16 protein-coding genes and 1 pseudogene are annotated in these 15,723 nt (G+C 45.3%); 8 read left to right on the top strand and 9 right to left on the bottom strand.

Annotated features, from left to right (window positions below):
* Positions 1 to 77 (bottom strand): annotated as a pseudogene (locus R8269_RS20400) (glucosamine-6-phosphate deaminase); the annotation flags it as partial.
* A gap of 374 nt (positions 78 to 451) precedes the next feature.
* Here R8269_RS20400 and R8269_RS20395 point away from each other — a divergent pair.
* Positions 452 to 703 (top strand): DUF3081 domain-containing protein, encoded by a 252-nt coding sequence (locus tag R8269_RS20395; RefSeq protein ID WP_318222650.1) that lies wholly within the window; start codon positions 452 to 454, stop codon positions 701 to 703.
* A gap of 147 nt (positions 704 to 850) precedes the next feature.
* Here the strand turns inward: R8269_RS20395 and R8269_RS20390 are convergent, their stop codons facing one another.
* The gene (locus tag R8269_RS20390) at positions 851 to 1,204 is read right to left on the bottom strand and encodes a DUF413 domain-containing protein (RefSeq protein WP_005374439.1); all 354 of its coding nucleotides are present in this window, start codon (positions 1,202 to 1,204) and stop codon (positions 851 to 853) included.
* Positions 1,205 to 1,353: 149 nt separating this feature from the next.
* Here R8269_RS20390 and R8269_RS20385 point away from each other — a divergent pair, with 149 nt between their 5' ends.
* Complete coding sequence (locus tag R8269_RS20385; RefSeq protein ID WP_005374436.1) at positions 1,354 to 2,247, top strand: LysR family transcriptional regulator; 894 nt, start codon at positions 1,354 to 1,356, stop codon at positions 2,245 to 2,247.
* An 81-nt stretch (positions 2,248 to 2,328) separates the two neighbouring features.
* Here the strand turns inward: R8269_RS20385 and R8269_RS20380 are convergent, their stop codons facing one another.
* The 3 genes from R8269_RS20380 to R8269_RS20370 form a co-directional block, all read right to left on the bottom strand.
* Positions 2,329 to 3,024 (bottom strand): pirin family protein, encoded by a 696-nt coding sequence (locus R8269_RS20380; RefSeq protein ID WP_005374435.1) that lies wholly within the window; start codon positions 3,022 to 3,024, stop codon positions 2,329 to 2,331.
* Positions 3,025 to 3,033: 9 nt separating this feature from the next.
* Positions 3,034 to 3,477: a DoxX family protein gene (locus R8269_RS20375; protein ID WP_005374434.1), complete on the bottom strand. Its 444-nt coding sequence runs from the start codon at positions 3,475 to 3,477 to the stop codon at positions 3,034 to 3,036.
* A 325-nt stretch (positions 3,478 to 3,802) separates the two neighbouring features.
* Positions 3,803 to 4,006 (bottom strand): hypothetical protein, encoded by a 204-nt coding sequence (locus R8269_RS20370; protein ID WP_017633816.1) that lies wholly within the window; start codon positions 4,004 to 4,006, stop codon positions 3,803 to 3,805.
* A gap of 194 nt (positions 4,007 to 4,200) precedes the next feature.
* Here R8269_RS20370 and R8269_RS20365 point away from each other — a divergent pair, with 194 nt between their 5' ends.
* The 3 genes from R8269_RS20365 (at position 4,201) to R8269_RS20355 (ending at position 6,966) form a co-directional block, all read left to right on the top strand.
* Entirely contained in the window at positions 4,201 to 5,568 is a 1,368-nt protein-coding gene (locus tag R8269_RS20365) for an AlkA N-terminal domain-containing protein (protein ID WP_031778860.1), read from the top strand.
* A complete protein-coding gene (locus R8269_RS20360; protein WP_005374431.1) occupies positions 5,565 to 6,047 on the top strand; it encodes a methylated-DNA--[protein]-cysteine S-methyltransferase in 483 nt (160 codons plus the stop codon). The genes R8269_RS20365 and R8269_RS20360 overlap by 4 nt, the downstream gene beginning before the upstream one ends.
* Positions 6,048 to 6,147: 100 nt before the next feature.
* Positions 6,148 to 6,966, top strand: coding sequence for a hypothetical protein (locus tag R8269_RS20355; RefSeq protein ID WP_005374429.1), 819 nt, complete (start codon positions 6,148 to 6,150; stop codon positions 6,964 to 6,966).
* Positions 6,967 to 7,038: 72 nt separating this feature from the next.
* Here R8269_RS20355 and R8269_RS20350 read toward each other — a convergent pair whose 3' ends face one another.
* Entirely contained in the window at positions 7,039 to 7,647 is a 609-nt protein-coding gene (locus R8269_RS20350) for a YitT family protein (protein ID WP_005374427.1), read from the bottom strand.
* Positions 7,648 to 7,848: 201 nt separating this feature from the next.
* On the opposite strand from R8269_RS20350, the gene R8269_RS20345 reads away from it, so the two are divergent.
* Complete coding sequence (locus R8269_RS20345) at positions 7,849 to 8,244, top strand: GFA family protein (RefSeq protein ID WP_005374424.1); 396 nt, start codon at positions 7,849 to 7,851, stop codon at positions 8,242 to 8,244.
* A 37-nt stretch (positions 8,245 to 8,281) separates the two neighbouring features.
* On the opposite strand, the gene nhaD is transcribed toward R8269_RS20345, so the two are convergent.
* Positions 8,282 to 9,712: a sodium:proton antiporter NhaD gene (gene nhaD / locus R8269_RS20340; RefSeq protein WP_017633821.1), complete on the bottom strand. Its 1,431-nt coding sequence runs from the start codon at positions 9,710 to 9,712 to the stop codon at positions 8,282 to 8,284.
* A 420-nt stretch (positions 9,713 to 10,132) separates the two neighbouring features.
* Positions 10,133 to 11,158 (bottom strand): acyltransferase, encoded by a 1,026-nt coding sequence (locus R8269_RS20335; RefSeq protein ID WP_171344996.1) that lies wholly within the window; start codon positions 11,156 to 11,158, stop codon positions 10,133 to 10,135.
* Positions 11,159 to 11,408: 250 nt separating this feature from the next.
* Here R8269_RS20335 and R8269_RS20330 point away from each other — a divergent pair, with 250 nt between their 5' ends.
* Positions 11,409 to 11,999 (top strand): TetR/AcrR family transcriptional regulator, encoded by a 591-nt coding sequence (locus R8269_RS20330; RefSeq protein ID WP_005374416.1) that lies wholly within the window; start codon positions 11,409 to 11,411, stop codon positions 11,997 to 11,999.
* Positions 12,000 to 12,127: 128 nt separating this feature from the next.
* Positions 12,128 to 12,985 carry an alpha/beta fold hydrolase gene (locus R8269_RS20325; protein ID WP_025768741.1) on the top strand — a complete coding sequence of 286 codons (858 nt, stop codon included), beginning with the start codon at positions 12,128 to 12,130 and terminating at the stop codon, positions 12,983 to 12,985.
* Between the two features lie 168 nt (positions 12,986 to 13,153).
* On the opposite strand, the gene R8269_RS20320 is transcribed toward R8269_RS20325, so the two are convergent.
* Positions 13,154 to 15,700 (bottom strand): glycosyl hydrolase family 18 protein, encoded by a 2,547-nt coding sequence (locus tag R8269_RS20320; RefSeq protein WP_318222649.1) that lies wholly within the window; start codon positions 15,698 to 15,700, stop codon positions 13,154 to 13,156.
* Positions 15,701 to 15,723 lie beyond the last annotated feature (23 nt).

Below are 15,723 nucleotides of genomic sequence, written 5' to 3'. Positions count from 1 at the left end.
TCGTTGATACGCTTAGCGATATGCGCAGCTGCCCACTTACCTACTTGTGCTGCTCGAGTTAACGGGATAAGTCTCATTTTGTGCCCCTAGTTATTGGAATTGACGATGTACTGAAACATTAATTCGCATTATAAAATAAGTAATGGCGAACTGCTATTGTTTTAGGTCAAAATTTTGCTTTTTCTTTAACCAATGTTGGTTTTGTCGACGATTTTTATATCTAAATGCTTTTATAAGACGATTTTTTACAAAGAAATTGCATTATGAAACTGACGAATCAATAGATAAAATTTATGATCTAAATTAAGTTCTGCCTTCGCACTTAACCTTGTTTTTTAACAACCTACAGAGTGCGAAATCGCACACGAACTTCAAATATTATGGGTTAGATATGGCATGGCGCTCATTCTTTAACCATAATTGAAATGTGTAAACCAGTGAGGAATTCGGTATGAAAAATGAGTTAGAGCCGAGCAAAGTACTACAGGCTTACGAATGTGTGATGAACAACGGTACGCCAACCGAATTTGGTAAAATGTATGAAGGTGTAGAAGCGTTTTCTGACTACGATGGGTACAACGTTTTCTTGAGAGGGAATGGTGTTGAGCTAAAAATTGGCTTCCACAACACCTATCACTTGGAATATGACCAAGAGCATTTGAAAGAGAGCTTTCTGAAAAAGATTGCGACGCTCGCCAAGTAAACGGTCATCACCCAAATATTAAAAAAGCCCTTGGGAGAATGCCCCCTTGGGCTTTAGGAGAAGAAATGAGCTTGTCTTGCTCGCTCAGTAAAGTCAAACGAGCTTTCGCCTACTGCTAGAAAAAGGCGAGAACTAGGTTATTGGTTATTAATCGTCTTCAACCAAACTCTCTTCAATGTATTCTTCTGTGGCGTCAGGCTTGTTACGACCATTTAGCGTATGGAAGCGCTTGCGACCACGAGCAAGTTGGGTGTACTTTAGCCACGTACGCTCAAGTTTTGTTTTTGCTTTGCCCGGGTTTTCTAACACCTTGATGAAGTGTTTCTCTTCGCTGTTTTCAGGTGTTAATTCGCCTGACTCTAAGCCAAGCATTGTATCCCCATAAATTGTTAGGATTTCCTCTTCTGAAAGAGTAAAATCGCCAGACTTTGCAAAGCCGCGTGGGAATTTTACGTTATCGTAAAAACGTTTTTTGCCATGACGGAATTCAGTGTCAGACATGTCAACAGCCTCTGTAACCGTTATTGATGAATGTAGTGAACTTACGGCGAAAATTAGGCTTAAATCTAACAAAAGAAAAACAAAACTTTTTTGTCGTCATGATTTTAATTAGTTGTTAATCTGGTTTTATATTAACCAGGAGATGGTTTATGGATGTAAAAGTCTTTCGAACATTTTTAGAGCTGGCAAGAGTTCGTCACTTCGGACGTGCTGCTGAGAACCTTTATATTACCCAAGCCGCTGTGAGCGCACGTATCAAACAATTGGAAAGTTACTTCGATACGCAATTGTTTATTCGTGATCGAAATAACATAAAGTTGACCTCTGCAGGTGAGCGCTTAATCAGCTATGCCGAGGTAATGGTCACTACATTGCAACAAGCGAAGCTAGAATTATCGCTTGAAGATGGCAAAGCGCTGCAACTAACGTTAGGTGGCACGCCAAACATTTGGGACGCTTATTTACAGAATTGTTTAAGTGTCGTCACAGATTCGTTTGGTGGTTATGGCTTCATGGCAGAAGTGATGGGACGTGAGATGCTCAGTCGTAGCTTGCTAGAGCGCACGTTAGATATGGCATTTGCGTTCGATCAGATCAAAGCTGATGAGCTTAACTGTAAAAAAGTGGCAGATGTTGTTCTCGTTCTGGTATCAACTGAGAAAGATTCTTTAGACACCGTTTTCGAAAACAAATATGTGTACGTTGACTGGGGGACGCGTTTCTCCTCAGAGCATTCTGAACGTCACCCTAAGATTCCGGCTCCATATTTACGCACTTCAACAGCGCGTATCGCATTGGACTTTATTTTAGAGAAGGGTGGAGCCGCGTACTTACCAATCTCTCTCGTGGAGCCATTTATCGCTAATGGGCAGCTTCACAAGGTGTCTGGAGTAGAAGATTGGTGTCGCCCTATCTATTTGAGCTATCGTAAAGCTAGCTCGTCTGTAGACGCGATTAAGCAAGTGGAAGAAATTGTCAAAGAGATCGATCCACTGACCGCTTACAGTTTTCAGCAAATTGGTTCTGGCACTTCCGACGAATAGCGTTGAATGAAAAGTCAGAAAAACGAAAAAGCCGCCTTGAGAAATCAAGGCGGCTTTGTTTTTATCTCGATGAATCGATAGTTATGGTAAGTCAAACAACAGGGCTGTTGTGCTTTCGTTTGATGTATTGCGCAAAACAACCTTACTTTGGTGTTCAATCTTCGCGCCGTCGCCAGCCGTCAAAGTGGTATTGTCGACACTAAGGCTGCCTGTCACTTGATGGATGAATAGATTTCGGCCCGACTCAATCTCAAAGTTTAGTTCGCTACTTGGCTCAAGAATTAACTGATGCAAAGTCGCATCTTGCTTAATAAGTAGCGTGCCGTTTTCTCCAGTTGGAGTTGCGATAGTCGTTAACCCAGGATTGCGACCAAAATCTTTTTGCTGATAACCTGGTTTGGTTCCAAATGTGTTCGGTTGAATCCAAATCTGTAGAAACCGCAGCGTATCTTGGTTCGACGCATTGTACTCACTGTGGTAAATCCCTTTCCCTGCCGACATGAGTTGGAATTCACCTGCAGGTAGTGTTTTGACGTTACCTTCACTGTCTTTGTGTGCGATAACACCTTCCAACACATAGCTGATGATCTCCATATCACGGTGGCCATGTGTATCAAAACCCGCGCCAGGCTCGACTACATCGTCATTAATGACTCTCAGCTCAGAAAAGCCCATATGTTGAGGATCGTAGTAGCTACCAAAAGAAAACGTATGTTTGCTATCAAGCCAGCCAAAGTTTGCTCGACCTCGGTCTGCTGCATGTCTTACCGTAATCATAAGGCCTCCTTAAGAGAGCTTTTTGTTTAAAAAGTTATCTAACGCTGCTTTACCTGCGCCAGAGAACGCCAGAGAAACGCTCGCTGCCAGTAATGCCAAGCCAAACTCGTAACCGTTGTTTGCCATGAACAGGCCATTTTCAAAGTGGACAGAGAATATCGCTACCACCATCGTGAACGCCAAAGCAACCGCTGCTGGTCGAGTTAGCAGACCAAGTAAAATGAACAAGCCGCCAAAGAACTCTGCGCTGCCCGCAAGTAACGCCATGAGTACGCCAGGACCTAAACCGATAGATGCCATCCACTGACCTGTGCCTTCTAGGCCGTAGCCACCAAACCAGCCAAACAGTTTTTGTGCGCCGTGCGCCATAAAGATAATGCCGATTGGAACGCGAAGTGATAGTGCGCTGTAACCTGCGTTTGATGTGGTAATTTTCTGTAATAGTGCTTTCATGATTCTGTCCTCTGACTCTTTTCAATGAGTGGGAAGCGTGTGCTCCCGTGCTGTTGAGAACAGTTTAGGTAGAGGCGAACATAAAAATAACGGGAGGATTTTGATAAACTCGTTCTAAAAAATTGAATGATTGGTTTTTATTTATTTAAATCAATGTCTTGATTTTTATATTCGAGTGTTTATTTGCCGATTACTGTCTGTTTTAAATCAAGGTCTGTCATTATTTTCGATAAACATTTTTGCTGTTAAACAAAAAAAGAGCACATGTACTGTGCTCTATTGCTTTCGCTTTTAACAAGGGAGAAAGGTGCGTTAAAGAAAACCGTCAGAGGTTCATTAAGCTCTCTAATGACTCCTCTACATTGTTGTAGTGATAAGTTCGAATATTACGTCCATCCGTCGCATTAATCTGAATTTCTGAGATCTCGTTATCTGAGTCTCGTTCGATAATTCCAATAGAATGATCTACGGATTTACTGGTAATAACCTTTTGGTTTCTTAATACAATTACGCAAGTATGTAAGTCCATGCCAATTCCCTTTAGCCGACGTTGTTGTGATGTTCTGGATCTAACTTTAGTGTACAAAAGCGCTAATGCCAATAAATCTCAATATTGAGTTCCGAAAATGGCTAATTGTGGGCGCTTAAGCAAGCTACAATAACACTATATTGAACGATGCCTATGAACAATAAATGACAAAAGGCATGAGCAAGGAAAGCGCTATGTTTATTCACCCCCATACCTCACTGACCTTCGAGCAGTGTCACAAGGCGCGAGTCGCGCGAGACAGTCGTTTTGATGGGCGATTTTATGTGGCGGTAAAAACAACGGGAATCTTTTGTCGTCCGATTTGCCCGGCAAATTTGCCTAAAGAAGAAAATGTTGAGTATTTCGCTGATAAGACGCAAGCCCTTCAAGCAGGGTACCGCCCGTGTTTACGCTGTCGACCTGACAGCGCGCCTGGATCTTGGGCATGGAAAGGTGTCGAGACGACCTTTCAACGAGCGATTTCGTTAATTGATAGAGGGGAGTTGCATCACCATTCGGTGTCTGAGTTGGCTGAGCGTGTTGGGATTTCTGACCGTTACTTACGTATGTTGTTTGAGCAGTATCTAGGTATGTCACCCAAGCAGTATGCGCAATATCAGCAACTAATGTTCGCCAAACAGTTGCTTCACTCCAGCTCTATGTCGGTCACCGACGTGGGGTTTGCGTCAGGTTTTAACAGTACGCGCCGCTTTAACGATGCTTTTCAAAAGTTTCTCAAACTAACGCCTTCTCAAGTACGCCGTAAAGAGTTTGATGGTGCGGGTTGCAATCGAATTGCCTTACCTTATCGAGGTGAGTTGAATTGGTCGCACATGTTGGACTTCTATCGTTTGCGAGCGGTTGAGGGGGTTGAGCTAGTGAGTGATGAGAGTTATCAGCGCAACGTTTTTTTGGATAACAGCAAAGCCTGGTTTAAAGCGACAAAAGGTGAAGGATACTTAGAACTGGCGTTTGAAATTGAAGACGTAACGAAGCTGCAAAACTTGGTGTCTGACATTCGTCGTATGTTCGATCTTGACGCTGACATTTGTACTGTTGAGCAGCATTTGGAGTATGTCGCGCCTGGGCTCGTGTCGAGTAAAGGTATTCGTATTCCTGGTGTATGGAATGCATGGGAAGCAGGGGCTAGAGCGATTTTAGGCCAGCAAGTGTCGGTTAAAGCGGCGATTGGTCAACTTAACTTATTGGTGGCCACACTTAGTGGTGAGTCAGAAAAACGTTTTTTCCCGACTCCCAGTGATATTGCAAACGCCGACGTGAGCTTTTTGCGCATGCCGCAAAGTCGTAAAGAGACGCTAGTGCGCTTCGCTCAGTTTATGCAGGACAACTCAGAAGCTGACCCCCAGCAGTGGCTAGCTTTGAAAGGCATTGGACCTTGGACCGTCAGTTATGCTCAACTGCGAGGGCAATCTCAACCCGATTGCTTTCTAGATAAAGACTTAGTGGTGAAAAAGGCGATGCAGCGTTACCCATCACTGAATACGCACACTGCGGCCCCTTGGGGAAGCTACGCGACGTTTCACTTATGGAATCAATCATGAAAACATTTTATACCGAAATGCCGAGTCCACTAGGAACGGTGACTATCCAATCGAACGCTGAGGGCTTGCTTGGCATTTGGTTTGAAACATGCACCACTAAGCCTAGTGAGCTGGGAGTGCGAGACGAGCAGCATCCGGTTTTGCGCCAAGCTGTCACCCAACTGGATGAATACTTTGCTGGTCTGCGCAACGAATTCGACTTGCCCCTTGCAGCGACAGGCACTGATTTTCAAAATCAAGTTTGGCAGGCACTAACGACCATTCCATATGGGGAAACGTGGAGCTATCAAGATCTTGCGAATGCGATAGGTAACCCTAAAGCTGTGCGTGCTGTTGGGTTAGCAAATGGGAAGAATCCGATTTCTATCGTGGTACCTTGTCATCGCGTTATTGGCAAAAGCGGAAAACTGACTGGATATGCAGGTGGAGTGGAGCGCAAGCAACGTTTGCTCGCGCTGGAGCAAGGTACACCGCTTTAAGTGAGGCGATTCTCATATTGGGATTAAGCGTGCTACACAGGGGTAACGATAGTGTAGAGTTTCATATTCGTTATACGAATAGAAAAAGGACAATAAGGACATGCCTTTCAAAACGGATTTTGATGCCTTCATGAGTGAGTGTTGGCAGCATCACGAGGAAAATCCCGAACAAATTTATACTCAGCTAGAAACGGCTCTGAGCGAGGTGGAAGACGTTACCCAAATCGAGCGAATATTCGCATTGATGCTGCATACCGCTATTGGGCACCTCCAGTGCCCAGAACAGTTTCTTACTTGTTTAGATCACTTTGATGAACGCAAGGTTGCCGAGAGTTTGGCATTTCAACGCAGTATTGCCGTTGCGCGCTACTTCGTAGATGGCACTGACAATATGGAATTATTGGAAGAGCAAGAACAACGCCGAGTTTACGCTTTGATTTCGAATGAACTTTCTGCACTTGTTCAGCTTGAACTGGCGAGTCAATGGTTGGTGAAGGCAGCGTTAGGAATGACGCCGAACGATGCAGAAGGGCCATTAGCGCGCACTATCGCGATCACTGCGAACAACTTAGCATGTCAGTACGAAGCGCTGGCTGAGCGCACGTGCATGGAAAAATCGAAGATGTTAGAAGCAGCGACACTCGCGCTAGACTATTGGAAAGTGGCAGGGGGGTGGATGCAAGAAGAGCGCGCAGAGTATCGCTTAGCGATGAGCTTGCTTAAAGCGGATAAACCGCAAGAAGCCAAAGTGCATGCTGAGCGCTGTGAGGCTATTTGTCAGCAAAATGGTAGCGACGCGTTTGAGCTGTTCCACGCACATGACTTGTTGATGCAAGTACACTTCCATCTTAGCCAGAAATATAAAGCTAAATTGGATGAAGAGATGCAGCAGCACTGCAAAACGAGCTCGTTGACGTGATCTTAGCGTTGAATGAAAAAAGCCCCGAGCGACTGGCTGGGGGCTTTAGGGTTGTTGACTATGCAGCGATGATTATGCTGCTTGCGCTTTTGCTTGGTATCGTCCTGGTTTATGGTTCATCGCCAAAATCAAGTTCGTTGCGATGGCACCTAGAACAGATAGAGCGATAAGGTGCACATCTACAATGAACAGTGACATCACCACGATGGCACAATCTAACGCCATTTGAACTTTACCCGCTCGAACTCCAAAACGTTCCTGAAGGTACAACGCTAGAATGTTAAAGCCACCCAAACTCATTTTGTGACGGAAAATTACCAACATACCGATTCCAATCAGCCCACCACCCAAAAGTGCCGCATAGAAAGGTTCGATTCGTGAAATCTCAATCACATGATGCAGATGATCGACCGCAAAAGAGACAATCGAAACCGCAATAAAGGTATTGATAGTGAAGCGCCAACCCATGCGCATCACAGATAAAATATAAAAAGGGAGGTTAAGAGCGAAAAATATCTGACCAAAACTGAAGTCACTCACTTTGGTTAGGAAGATCGCCAAACCAGCCGTACCGCCAGTGAGCAATCCTACTTTGCTAAAAAATATCACCCCAAGTGACACCAACGCACTGCCGAGCGTCAGAGCCAAGAGGTTCTCTCTTAGGCTATGATCTTTGTCCATAAATTAATTTCCTTGGTTTAAAAACCGCGCCGGAGATAACACGTCTCACGGACGCGATAGACAGTCGCCAAAATAGCAACTAACAAATCGGCCAATAAAATGTCGCGAAAAGTGATGGATGTCGAGTTTTTGGACGAGATTATGATGATATTAACCTGTTTAACATAATGTACACAGATAGAAAAACACCAAGGAAAAGTTATGATTAAGAAAGTTGGCAACACCCAAATCAGCACATTACATCGACTGAGTTGTCACTGTGGAAAAGTTGAGCTGGAACTGGCGTTACCCAATGGTATTGAGAAGCCGAGACGGTGTGACTGTTCTATGTGTCGACGTCGTGGCGCGATTGTAGCATCTGTACCTTTGAACGGTATTCGTATTATGCAAGGCGAAGACGTCTTGAAGCAGTATCAATTTAATACACACACTGCGAAGCACTTTTTCTGTGGCGAGTGCGGTATTTATACGCACCATCAGCGTCGCTCTGACCCGAGTGAGTATGGCTATAATGTCGGCTGCTTAGAGGGCGTCAACCCATATGAGTTGGGAGCGATTGAAGTGATGGATGGCGTTAACCATCCATCCGACCGCTAGGTTGTGTTGCAAGTTAAGCACCTGATTGTCGGTGCTTTTAAGTAAATAAACCGCTATTCATCCACAAGTGTACCGCAATACTGGCGGCATAACCCAAGGCGATGACGGGAGCCCACTTTAGGTGGCCAAAGAAGGTGTATTGTCCACGCGCGGCTCCCATTAAAGCGACGCCTGCCGCGGAGCCAATGGAAAGCAAACTGCCCCCGACACCTGCGGTTAATGTGACGAGTAGCCAGTTGCCCATCGACATGCTTGGTTCCATGGTCAGTACAGCAAACATAACCGGAATGTTATCGACAATTGCAGATAGGACACCAACCATTACGTTTGCCCAGACTGGGTTCCATTGCGTGTACATGACGTTTGAAACCAGTTCGAGGTAGCCAAGTAAACTTAAACCGCCAACACACATCACAACACCGTAGAAGAACAACAAGGTGTCCCATTCGGCTCGAGACACACGATGAAACACATCAAACGGAACCACTGAGCCTAAGCGCTTCAATGCCTGATCATCGCCATTGGCAATTGCCATAGCTGCTTTTTTTGCGAGTGAGTGTTTAAGAGTTTGACGCAAAAAATATCCGAAAAACTGTAAGTAGGCCAAGCCCATCATCATGCCCATAACGGGTGGGAAGTGCAGCAAGGCGTGGAAAGAGACTGCGGTGGCAATCGTCAGAATGAACAACGCGACAATACGCCTTGCCCCGCGTTTTAGCTCAACGTGTTGGTGAATCGTATTCGGTTTTGTGTTTGGAACAAACAGTGACATCAAAAACGCGGGAACCAAGTAGTTCACCAATGACGGTACAAACAACGGAATGAACTCAGCAAAGCTGACATGACCAGCTTGCCACACCATCAGGGTTGTAATATCCCCAAATGGGCTGAATGCACCGCCAGCGTTGGCTGCGATAACAATGTTGATACAAGCAAGATTGACGAACTTAGGATTATCACCAGAGACTTTCATCACTACAGCGCACATCAAAAGGGCCGTAGTTAAGTTATCGGCAATCGGTGAAATGACAAAAGCGAGAAACCCCGTCAGCCAGAACAACTTTTTGAATCCAAAACCTTTACCAACCATCCACGCCTGTAAGGCATCGAAGAGTTTGCGTTCTTCCATTGCGTTGATGTAAGTCATCGCCACGAGCAAAAACAGCAGCAACTCGGCATATTCCAACAAGTTGTGTTCTAGTGCGGATTTGGCGATTTCAGGCTGGTTGTGTTGAGCAAAGGTGTAGCCAATCAGAATCCAAATTAATCCTGCAGCGAGCAGCACTGGCTTGGATTTTCTCATTTTCAGATACTCTTCCAACATAACCAGTATGTAAGCGATCGAAAAGATAATCAGAGCCGCGTAACCGACACCAGAATTAACAAGATTCAGTTCATTGGTTGATGCAGCAAAGGTGGCGCTAGAGAACAACAAACAGCAGAAAGCCACAATTGGATAGATTGGCATAGACATTTCTCCTTTGTCTGGTTGGAGAAATATTAGCCACAAATGAATGAGTTAGTTGTGAGAGAGCTCGAATTAACAGTAGGAGTTAGGAAATGATAGTGTGCGCCACTATTTTCTGAGTGACGCAATGCTTGCTGCGCCGAATAAAACCGCAGCGGCATATAAACCGTAAGTTAACCAGTGACTAATCTCTAAAAAAGGAACGAGTCCTTGACCTGCCCACATACAGCCTCCGTTTAATGAGCAATGTTGTAATAGTCGAGCCAATTTAAAGGAAATGAACAATGTTTTTTGTGAGTGAAAGCAAATTCTGAAGGATTAGAAAGTCAAAAATTGGTCAGTGAGAGAGAAATCTCATTTTTAACTGGCTAGCTCTAACCCTTTTGAGTTAAAGCTAGCTATATCTAGAGCTGAATGCATTTAGCGTAGGAGCCATTTTTTCAACGGTGAAGTGTCAATTGCTTTCACAAGCAGTATGGTTGCAACAATCGTTGCAGGATAAATAAACACATCTTTCGCGAGGTGTTGCAGCCCGATAAATCCAGCGACATTCATCATGACAATTATGATAAGCAGATGGCTAACATATATCCCTAACACGCTAGGAGATAGTTTGAAGACCCAAGGCATGTCGCCAAAATGAGGGTGAGCCAAAAGCCACATAAAGACACCTACAGCCCAGATAACGGTACCGAATAGGAAGTCGTGCGAGTTGAAAGCGATGTCATGTTGCATCAGCCAGTAAGCTTCACCAAAATGCAGTGCCATGCCAAGAATAATGCATCGAACCGTATTGTTTCGCGACCACCGCCACTGCGCTTCTCGTGCGGAATAACCTAGAGCAACTAGCAACGTGCTGAAAAAAGGCCCGTTACGAGTAAAGAAAGGCGCTGGCAGGTCGGTAATGGTCGCGTAACTGCCAGCAAAGACCCCGTATATGTATAGCAATACTGCAGTTGGCAGTATCAGTTGCACCATATTGATATGCACGAGAAAGGCAATTAACGCTACGGCAATGACCAGAGCCGGAATAAACCACAGATGAACGAGTCCGCCTTCGATGAGTGAATTGATCGGGGTTGACATTAAGTACCCCCAATAACCTTGCCTTTCGGCGAGATACCCTGCCTCAGCGACCGTCTGCCATTGGAATGGCATCAGTAAACTGATCATGCTCCAAATGAGCCAAACCTTCATTAACGGTTTGGCGTAGTTCTTAAGAGTATCGATAGGTGAGTGACTCAACTTCGGCTGGATTAGATAACCCGAGATGAGAAAGAACAGCGGAACAGCAAAACGAGCCAGTTGGTTGAGCATATAGCCAACCCATGGTATCCCATTCCACTGCCAGTACGTCAGTGCCATCTGGCAATGCAAACCCACAATCGCAAGCATCGCAATGATACGTGCAAACTCTAAGCTGGCTATTTTTTGTTTCTTTGCCATTACATTGTTTACCTAAATAAAAAACTTAGGTGAAAATAGCAGGTTGTTACTGAAGTAATACGTGAAAAAGTCAACAGACTTGCGCTTACATTGAAGCTGTTTCGAAAATTAAGACTTACTTCAAACTTCTTAATTATTAACCTATTAACGCAATCAATACCTGATTCGTGAGTCGAAAATAGCACTGAATAATGGTTAGACCAGTTAACTCGAGATTGCAAAAAAGAACGATCGTGCTAAAAATAAGATTATGCAAAAAGGAAAAGTGACAAAAGAGTTTATTCTGCAGCGGGCTTTTGAGATCGCCAGCGAAGACGGATTAGAAAGTCTTACGATTGGAGAGTTAGCCAAGCAATGCGGTATGTCGAAAAGTGGTCTGTTTGCCCACTTTAATTCGAAGTTGAATTTACAGCTATCGGTGCTTGATCACGCCAATAAAGTGTTCGCTGATCGGGTTATTGAGCCTGCTCGAGAACTCGGGGATGGCAATATCGAGCGTAAAATTCGAGGGTTGCTCGACTCTTGGATGACTTGGAATCACGCATTCCAAGGAAGTTGTATGTTTCTTGACGCTTGGAATGATACGGCAGATAAAGATTGCCCGCTTCAGGCCGGACTGCGTAAATCCATAGACACTTGGCTGAGTTATTTGGAGATCCAAATAGCGAAAGGCAAAGAGAAGCAAGAATTTGCAGCAGACTTAGATACACGCCAAGCAACGTTTGATTTGTACGGTCTCTATTTGAGTGCGCATGTTTTTTACTCAATTAAAGGTGAGCAAGAAAGCTTGCGTCTGTTTTGGCAAGGGATCGACAACTTATTTTCTCGCTGGAAAGGCTAATATCGGTTATTCGCTTCCCAGATTCGTAGACATAAAATCACAAAGAGCGGCTGAGTTCGCTCTTTCTTATCAGCGTAAAAAGCACGACCGTTCTATTTTGTGCAAAGCTGATAGTTAAGGACATGATTATGAGTGAAAAAATTTACTTTAATACATCGCAACGTTTCAGTATTAAGCGCAGTTTGGTGAACATTAGTACTCGGTTACACCATACACTGGCCCCGTCACATGCAAAGAAGACCGCGCGCAAGCTTCTTCTGACACCTGCTCGTACGCAACCTAAAAATATTGAACCTCAAGGGCTTATCAAAGGTGAAATTAAAGGGCATGCAGGCATCATCAAAACCTATACTTTGGGATCTGGACCTATTTGGGTGCTAACTCATGGTTGGTCTGGAACGGCAAGTCAGTTTTATCCACTGATGGAACATATTGCGTCGAAAGGGTTTACTGCTTTGGCGTACGATCATCCGGCACATGGTGGGAGTGAGGGGCAGTATGGGCACATTCCGGGGTTTGTCAGAGGATTAGAAGATGTGTTGGATACGGTCGAGGATATTGTTGGCCTAGTTGGGCACAGCATGGGCACCGCTTCTGCTCTTGAGTGTAGGCACAGTAAGTTAGAAAACAAGCCTTTGCTGCTTATTGCTCCGGTATTAAATTACGTAGAGAACTTATTCGGTAGCATTGCACGTTCCGGTTACTCGATGAAGCTTTTTAATGCTGTGGTTTCAGAAGTTGAAGACCAATTTGGTTATCCGTTACAGTCCATTGATCCGATGAAGCGTTTGTCTGAGCGTCCGTCTCACACCATTATTATTCATGATGAGCAAGACAAGTTCACCAAATACAGTGTCTCGGCAAAAGCGGCTGAAGAGATTAAAAACGTTGAGTTAGTGACAACACAAGGTCAGGGGCATGGTCGAGTGATGAAGTGTGAGCAAGTCTTCAGTAGTTTTGACCGTTTGCTCGATAGTGCTTGGTAACCCTTACTTTTACTGATTGATTCGCTCCGTTTTGCGCTAATTCGGTTTGAAAGTAACACCTCAGACTTTTTCGTCTCTGGTGTTGCTCTCCTCGTTAAGAGGTTAAATCCAAAAAGGACAGCCGAAGCTGTCCTTTGTTTATTTAGCAGAACGTCTGCAAGGCTGAAATTAGTTACAGTTAGCTACGCCAACTTCTTTCCAAACGCCCCATTCGCCAGATTGGCTAGGATCGTCACCCTGAGTCCACCATTTCGCTTCCCACGTTTTACCTGCGTGAGTCACTTGGTTACCACCTGTGTACACTGCGCTCGCATCCCATGCGTTGTCACAAGTACCAGGGTTCGGATCGGTTGTGTGCTGTGCAACAACCACTGTCGCGCTTGCCGATGAAGACGCTTTACCGTCGCTCACACTTACAGTGAAGCTTAAGCTTGTGTCTTGCGGGTATTCCGCAGCAGTGAACGTGACTTTGGAGCCTTCAACCGTTGCATTCAGACCTTGAGGTAGAGTCCAGTTGAATGTCAGGGTATCGTTGTCTGCATCGCTAGACGCAGATGCATCTACAACCACAACGTCACCAGCGTTTGCTGTTGCTGGAGCAACAACTTGCGCTACTGGTGCGTTGTTCACTGGGTCAACAACACCTGCTGGTTTCACTGTTACTACAACGAGGTCAGATGCCGTTGCACCTTCGTTATCAGACACCGTCAGCTTGAAAGTTAATTGCTCTTCAACAGTAACTTCTGCTGCATCAAAGCTTGCTTTCGCTGAGTTTGCACCTGTTAGTGCCACTGCTGTGCCAGATACTTGTTCCCAAGCGTAGCTTGCGATGGTGCCGTCAGAGTCTTTTGACAGGCTGCCATCTAGAACCACATTTGCAGGACCTGTTACCGATTGATCTGCGCCAGCGGCTGCGGTTGGTTTACGGTTTGGTTGAGGTACCACACCACCGGCCATACCTTCGTGCATCGCGTTTAGAATGTCACCGTTATCCGCGTCAATTTCCCAAGAGAATAGACCAGCAAGACCAAGAGACTTCGCATAGCTACCTTTTGCTAGCACTGAACGGTGGTCATCAAATGTGATCAACTCGCCCGTAGTACGGTTCCATACCCATGGTGCTTCTGCTTGTGCATCGTAGCCGTACTCGAAGCCGTTAATGCCAGTGTTGTTTGCACCTAACATGAATGACTTAATGCCTTTGTAGTCAATTACGCCATCTTCCCAAACACCTTGTGCTGTGCTGCCCTTCAGTTTACCTGTAGCAGTACCTGTCATTGGGTCGTTTGGATCGGTTAGCGTATCTGGAGTTACGCCTTCCCAGCCACGACCGTACATTGCTGTACCAAGTACTAGCTTGTTCGCAGGAACGCCTTGAGCAAGAAGAAGTTGGATGCCGTTATCTGCTGTGTAAGCAGGACCTTTGTACGGTTCGCCGTTCTCATCAACGCCACTACCGTCACACTGACCAGGACGCATGAATGAACCACAGTAAAGCGCAGTCTGGTGACCAGGAACGTTGTTCCAACCGCCGTAGAAGTCGTAAGTCATTGCGAAGATGTAATCCATGTACTGAACTGCATCTGCGTAGTCTACGTCTTCAATCTTGTCGTAACCGACACCGATAGCGGACGTTAGCTCGTAAGTACGGCCTGTCTCAGCTTCTAATTCATCAAGCATTACGCGCAGTTCACGCATCAGTGCGATGTATGCTGGGCCATCGTTTACAGGGTCGCCCTTATCGGCTGCTGCACCGCCGCCGCCAGGGAATTCCCAGTCGATGTCAACACCGTCGTAGAATTTCCAAGTTTTCAGGAACTTCTTAACTGATGCGACGAATGTGTCACGGTTTTTCTTGTCCACGAAATCGAAGAATGGGTCAGACAGTGTCCAACCACCGATCGATGGGATGATTTTTAGATCAGGGTTACGTTGTTTCAATGCCATTAGCATTGCGTAGTTACCCTTGATAGGCGTGCTGTATTCATGACCAGCTTGTGGGAAGCTCTTCTGATAAGCAGCCCAAGGGTCATGGATAACGACTTCATAATCAGGCACACCTGTACAAGCAGTTTGTAGCGCGTTGAAACTGTTGCCGCCAACAGACTTCACAGACTCATTTGGGCCACAAATTGGGATAAAACCGTAAAGGATGTGAGTCAAGTTGTCGACCGGCATATTATCGACTGTGTAGTCACGGCCATAGATGCCCCATTCAACAAAATACGTACCCATCACGACGCTTGGATCGGTATTGTAGGTTTTGTTGTTTGGATCGACATTCATCGTTAGTGGCTTCAGGTGAGAACCATCGGTATCTGCAATCGTGATTTCAGCTGGTGCGCTTTTCGCACAACCTGTCGCATCACATGCTTCGATTTCCATTTGGTATAAGCCACCTTGGCCGTATTCAAACGAAGCTGTCGTTTGGCTACCAGTGATAGGGCCGCTTGCTACTTTTACACCATCAAAATAGACGTTGTAAGTGTCACCAGGTGTGCCACTCCACTGGTTAAATTTAACAGTGATCTTCGCTTGCTCATGGTATTTCACCATGTCGTAGTAGCCTGACGTGGTTTCCATCGCGAGTTCAATTTTAGAAAACTGAAGGTTGTTGGAACCGTACATATCGATACTTGGTGCGGTTGGAGCCGCAACTGCAGCACCTGATAGCGCTAAAGCAACTCCAGCTGCACATAGGTTAAATCGAATCATAACTTCTCTCTCAATCCTTGGAT

This window comes from Vibrio sp. Vb0667 (assembly GCF_033391095.1).
Note: the sequence above shows the minus strand (reverse complement) of the source record. Positions and strands in the feature narration are given on the sequence as shown.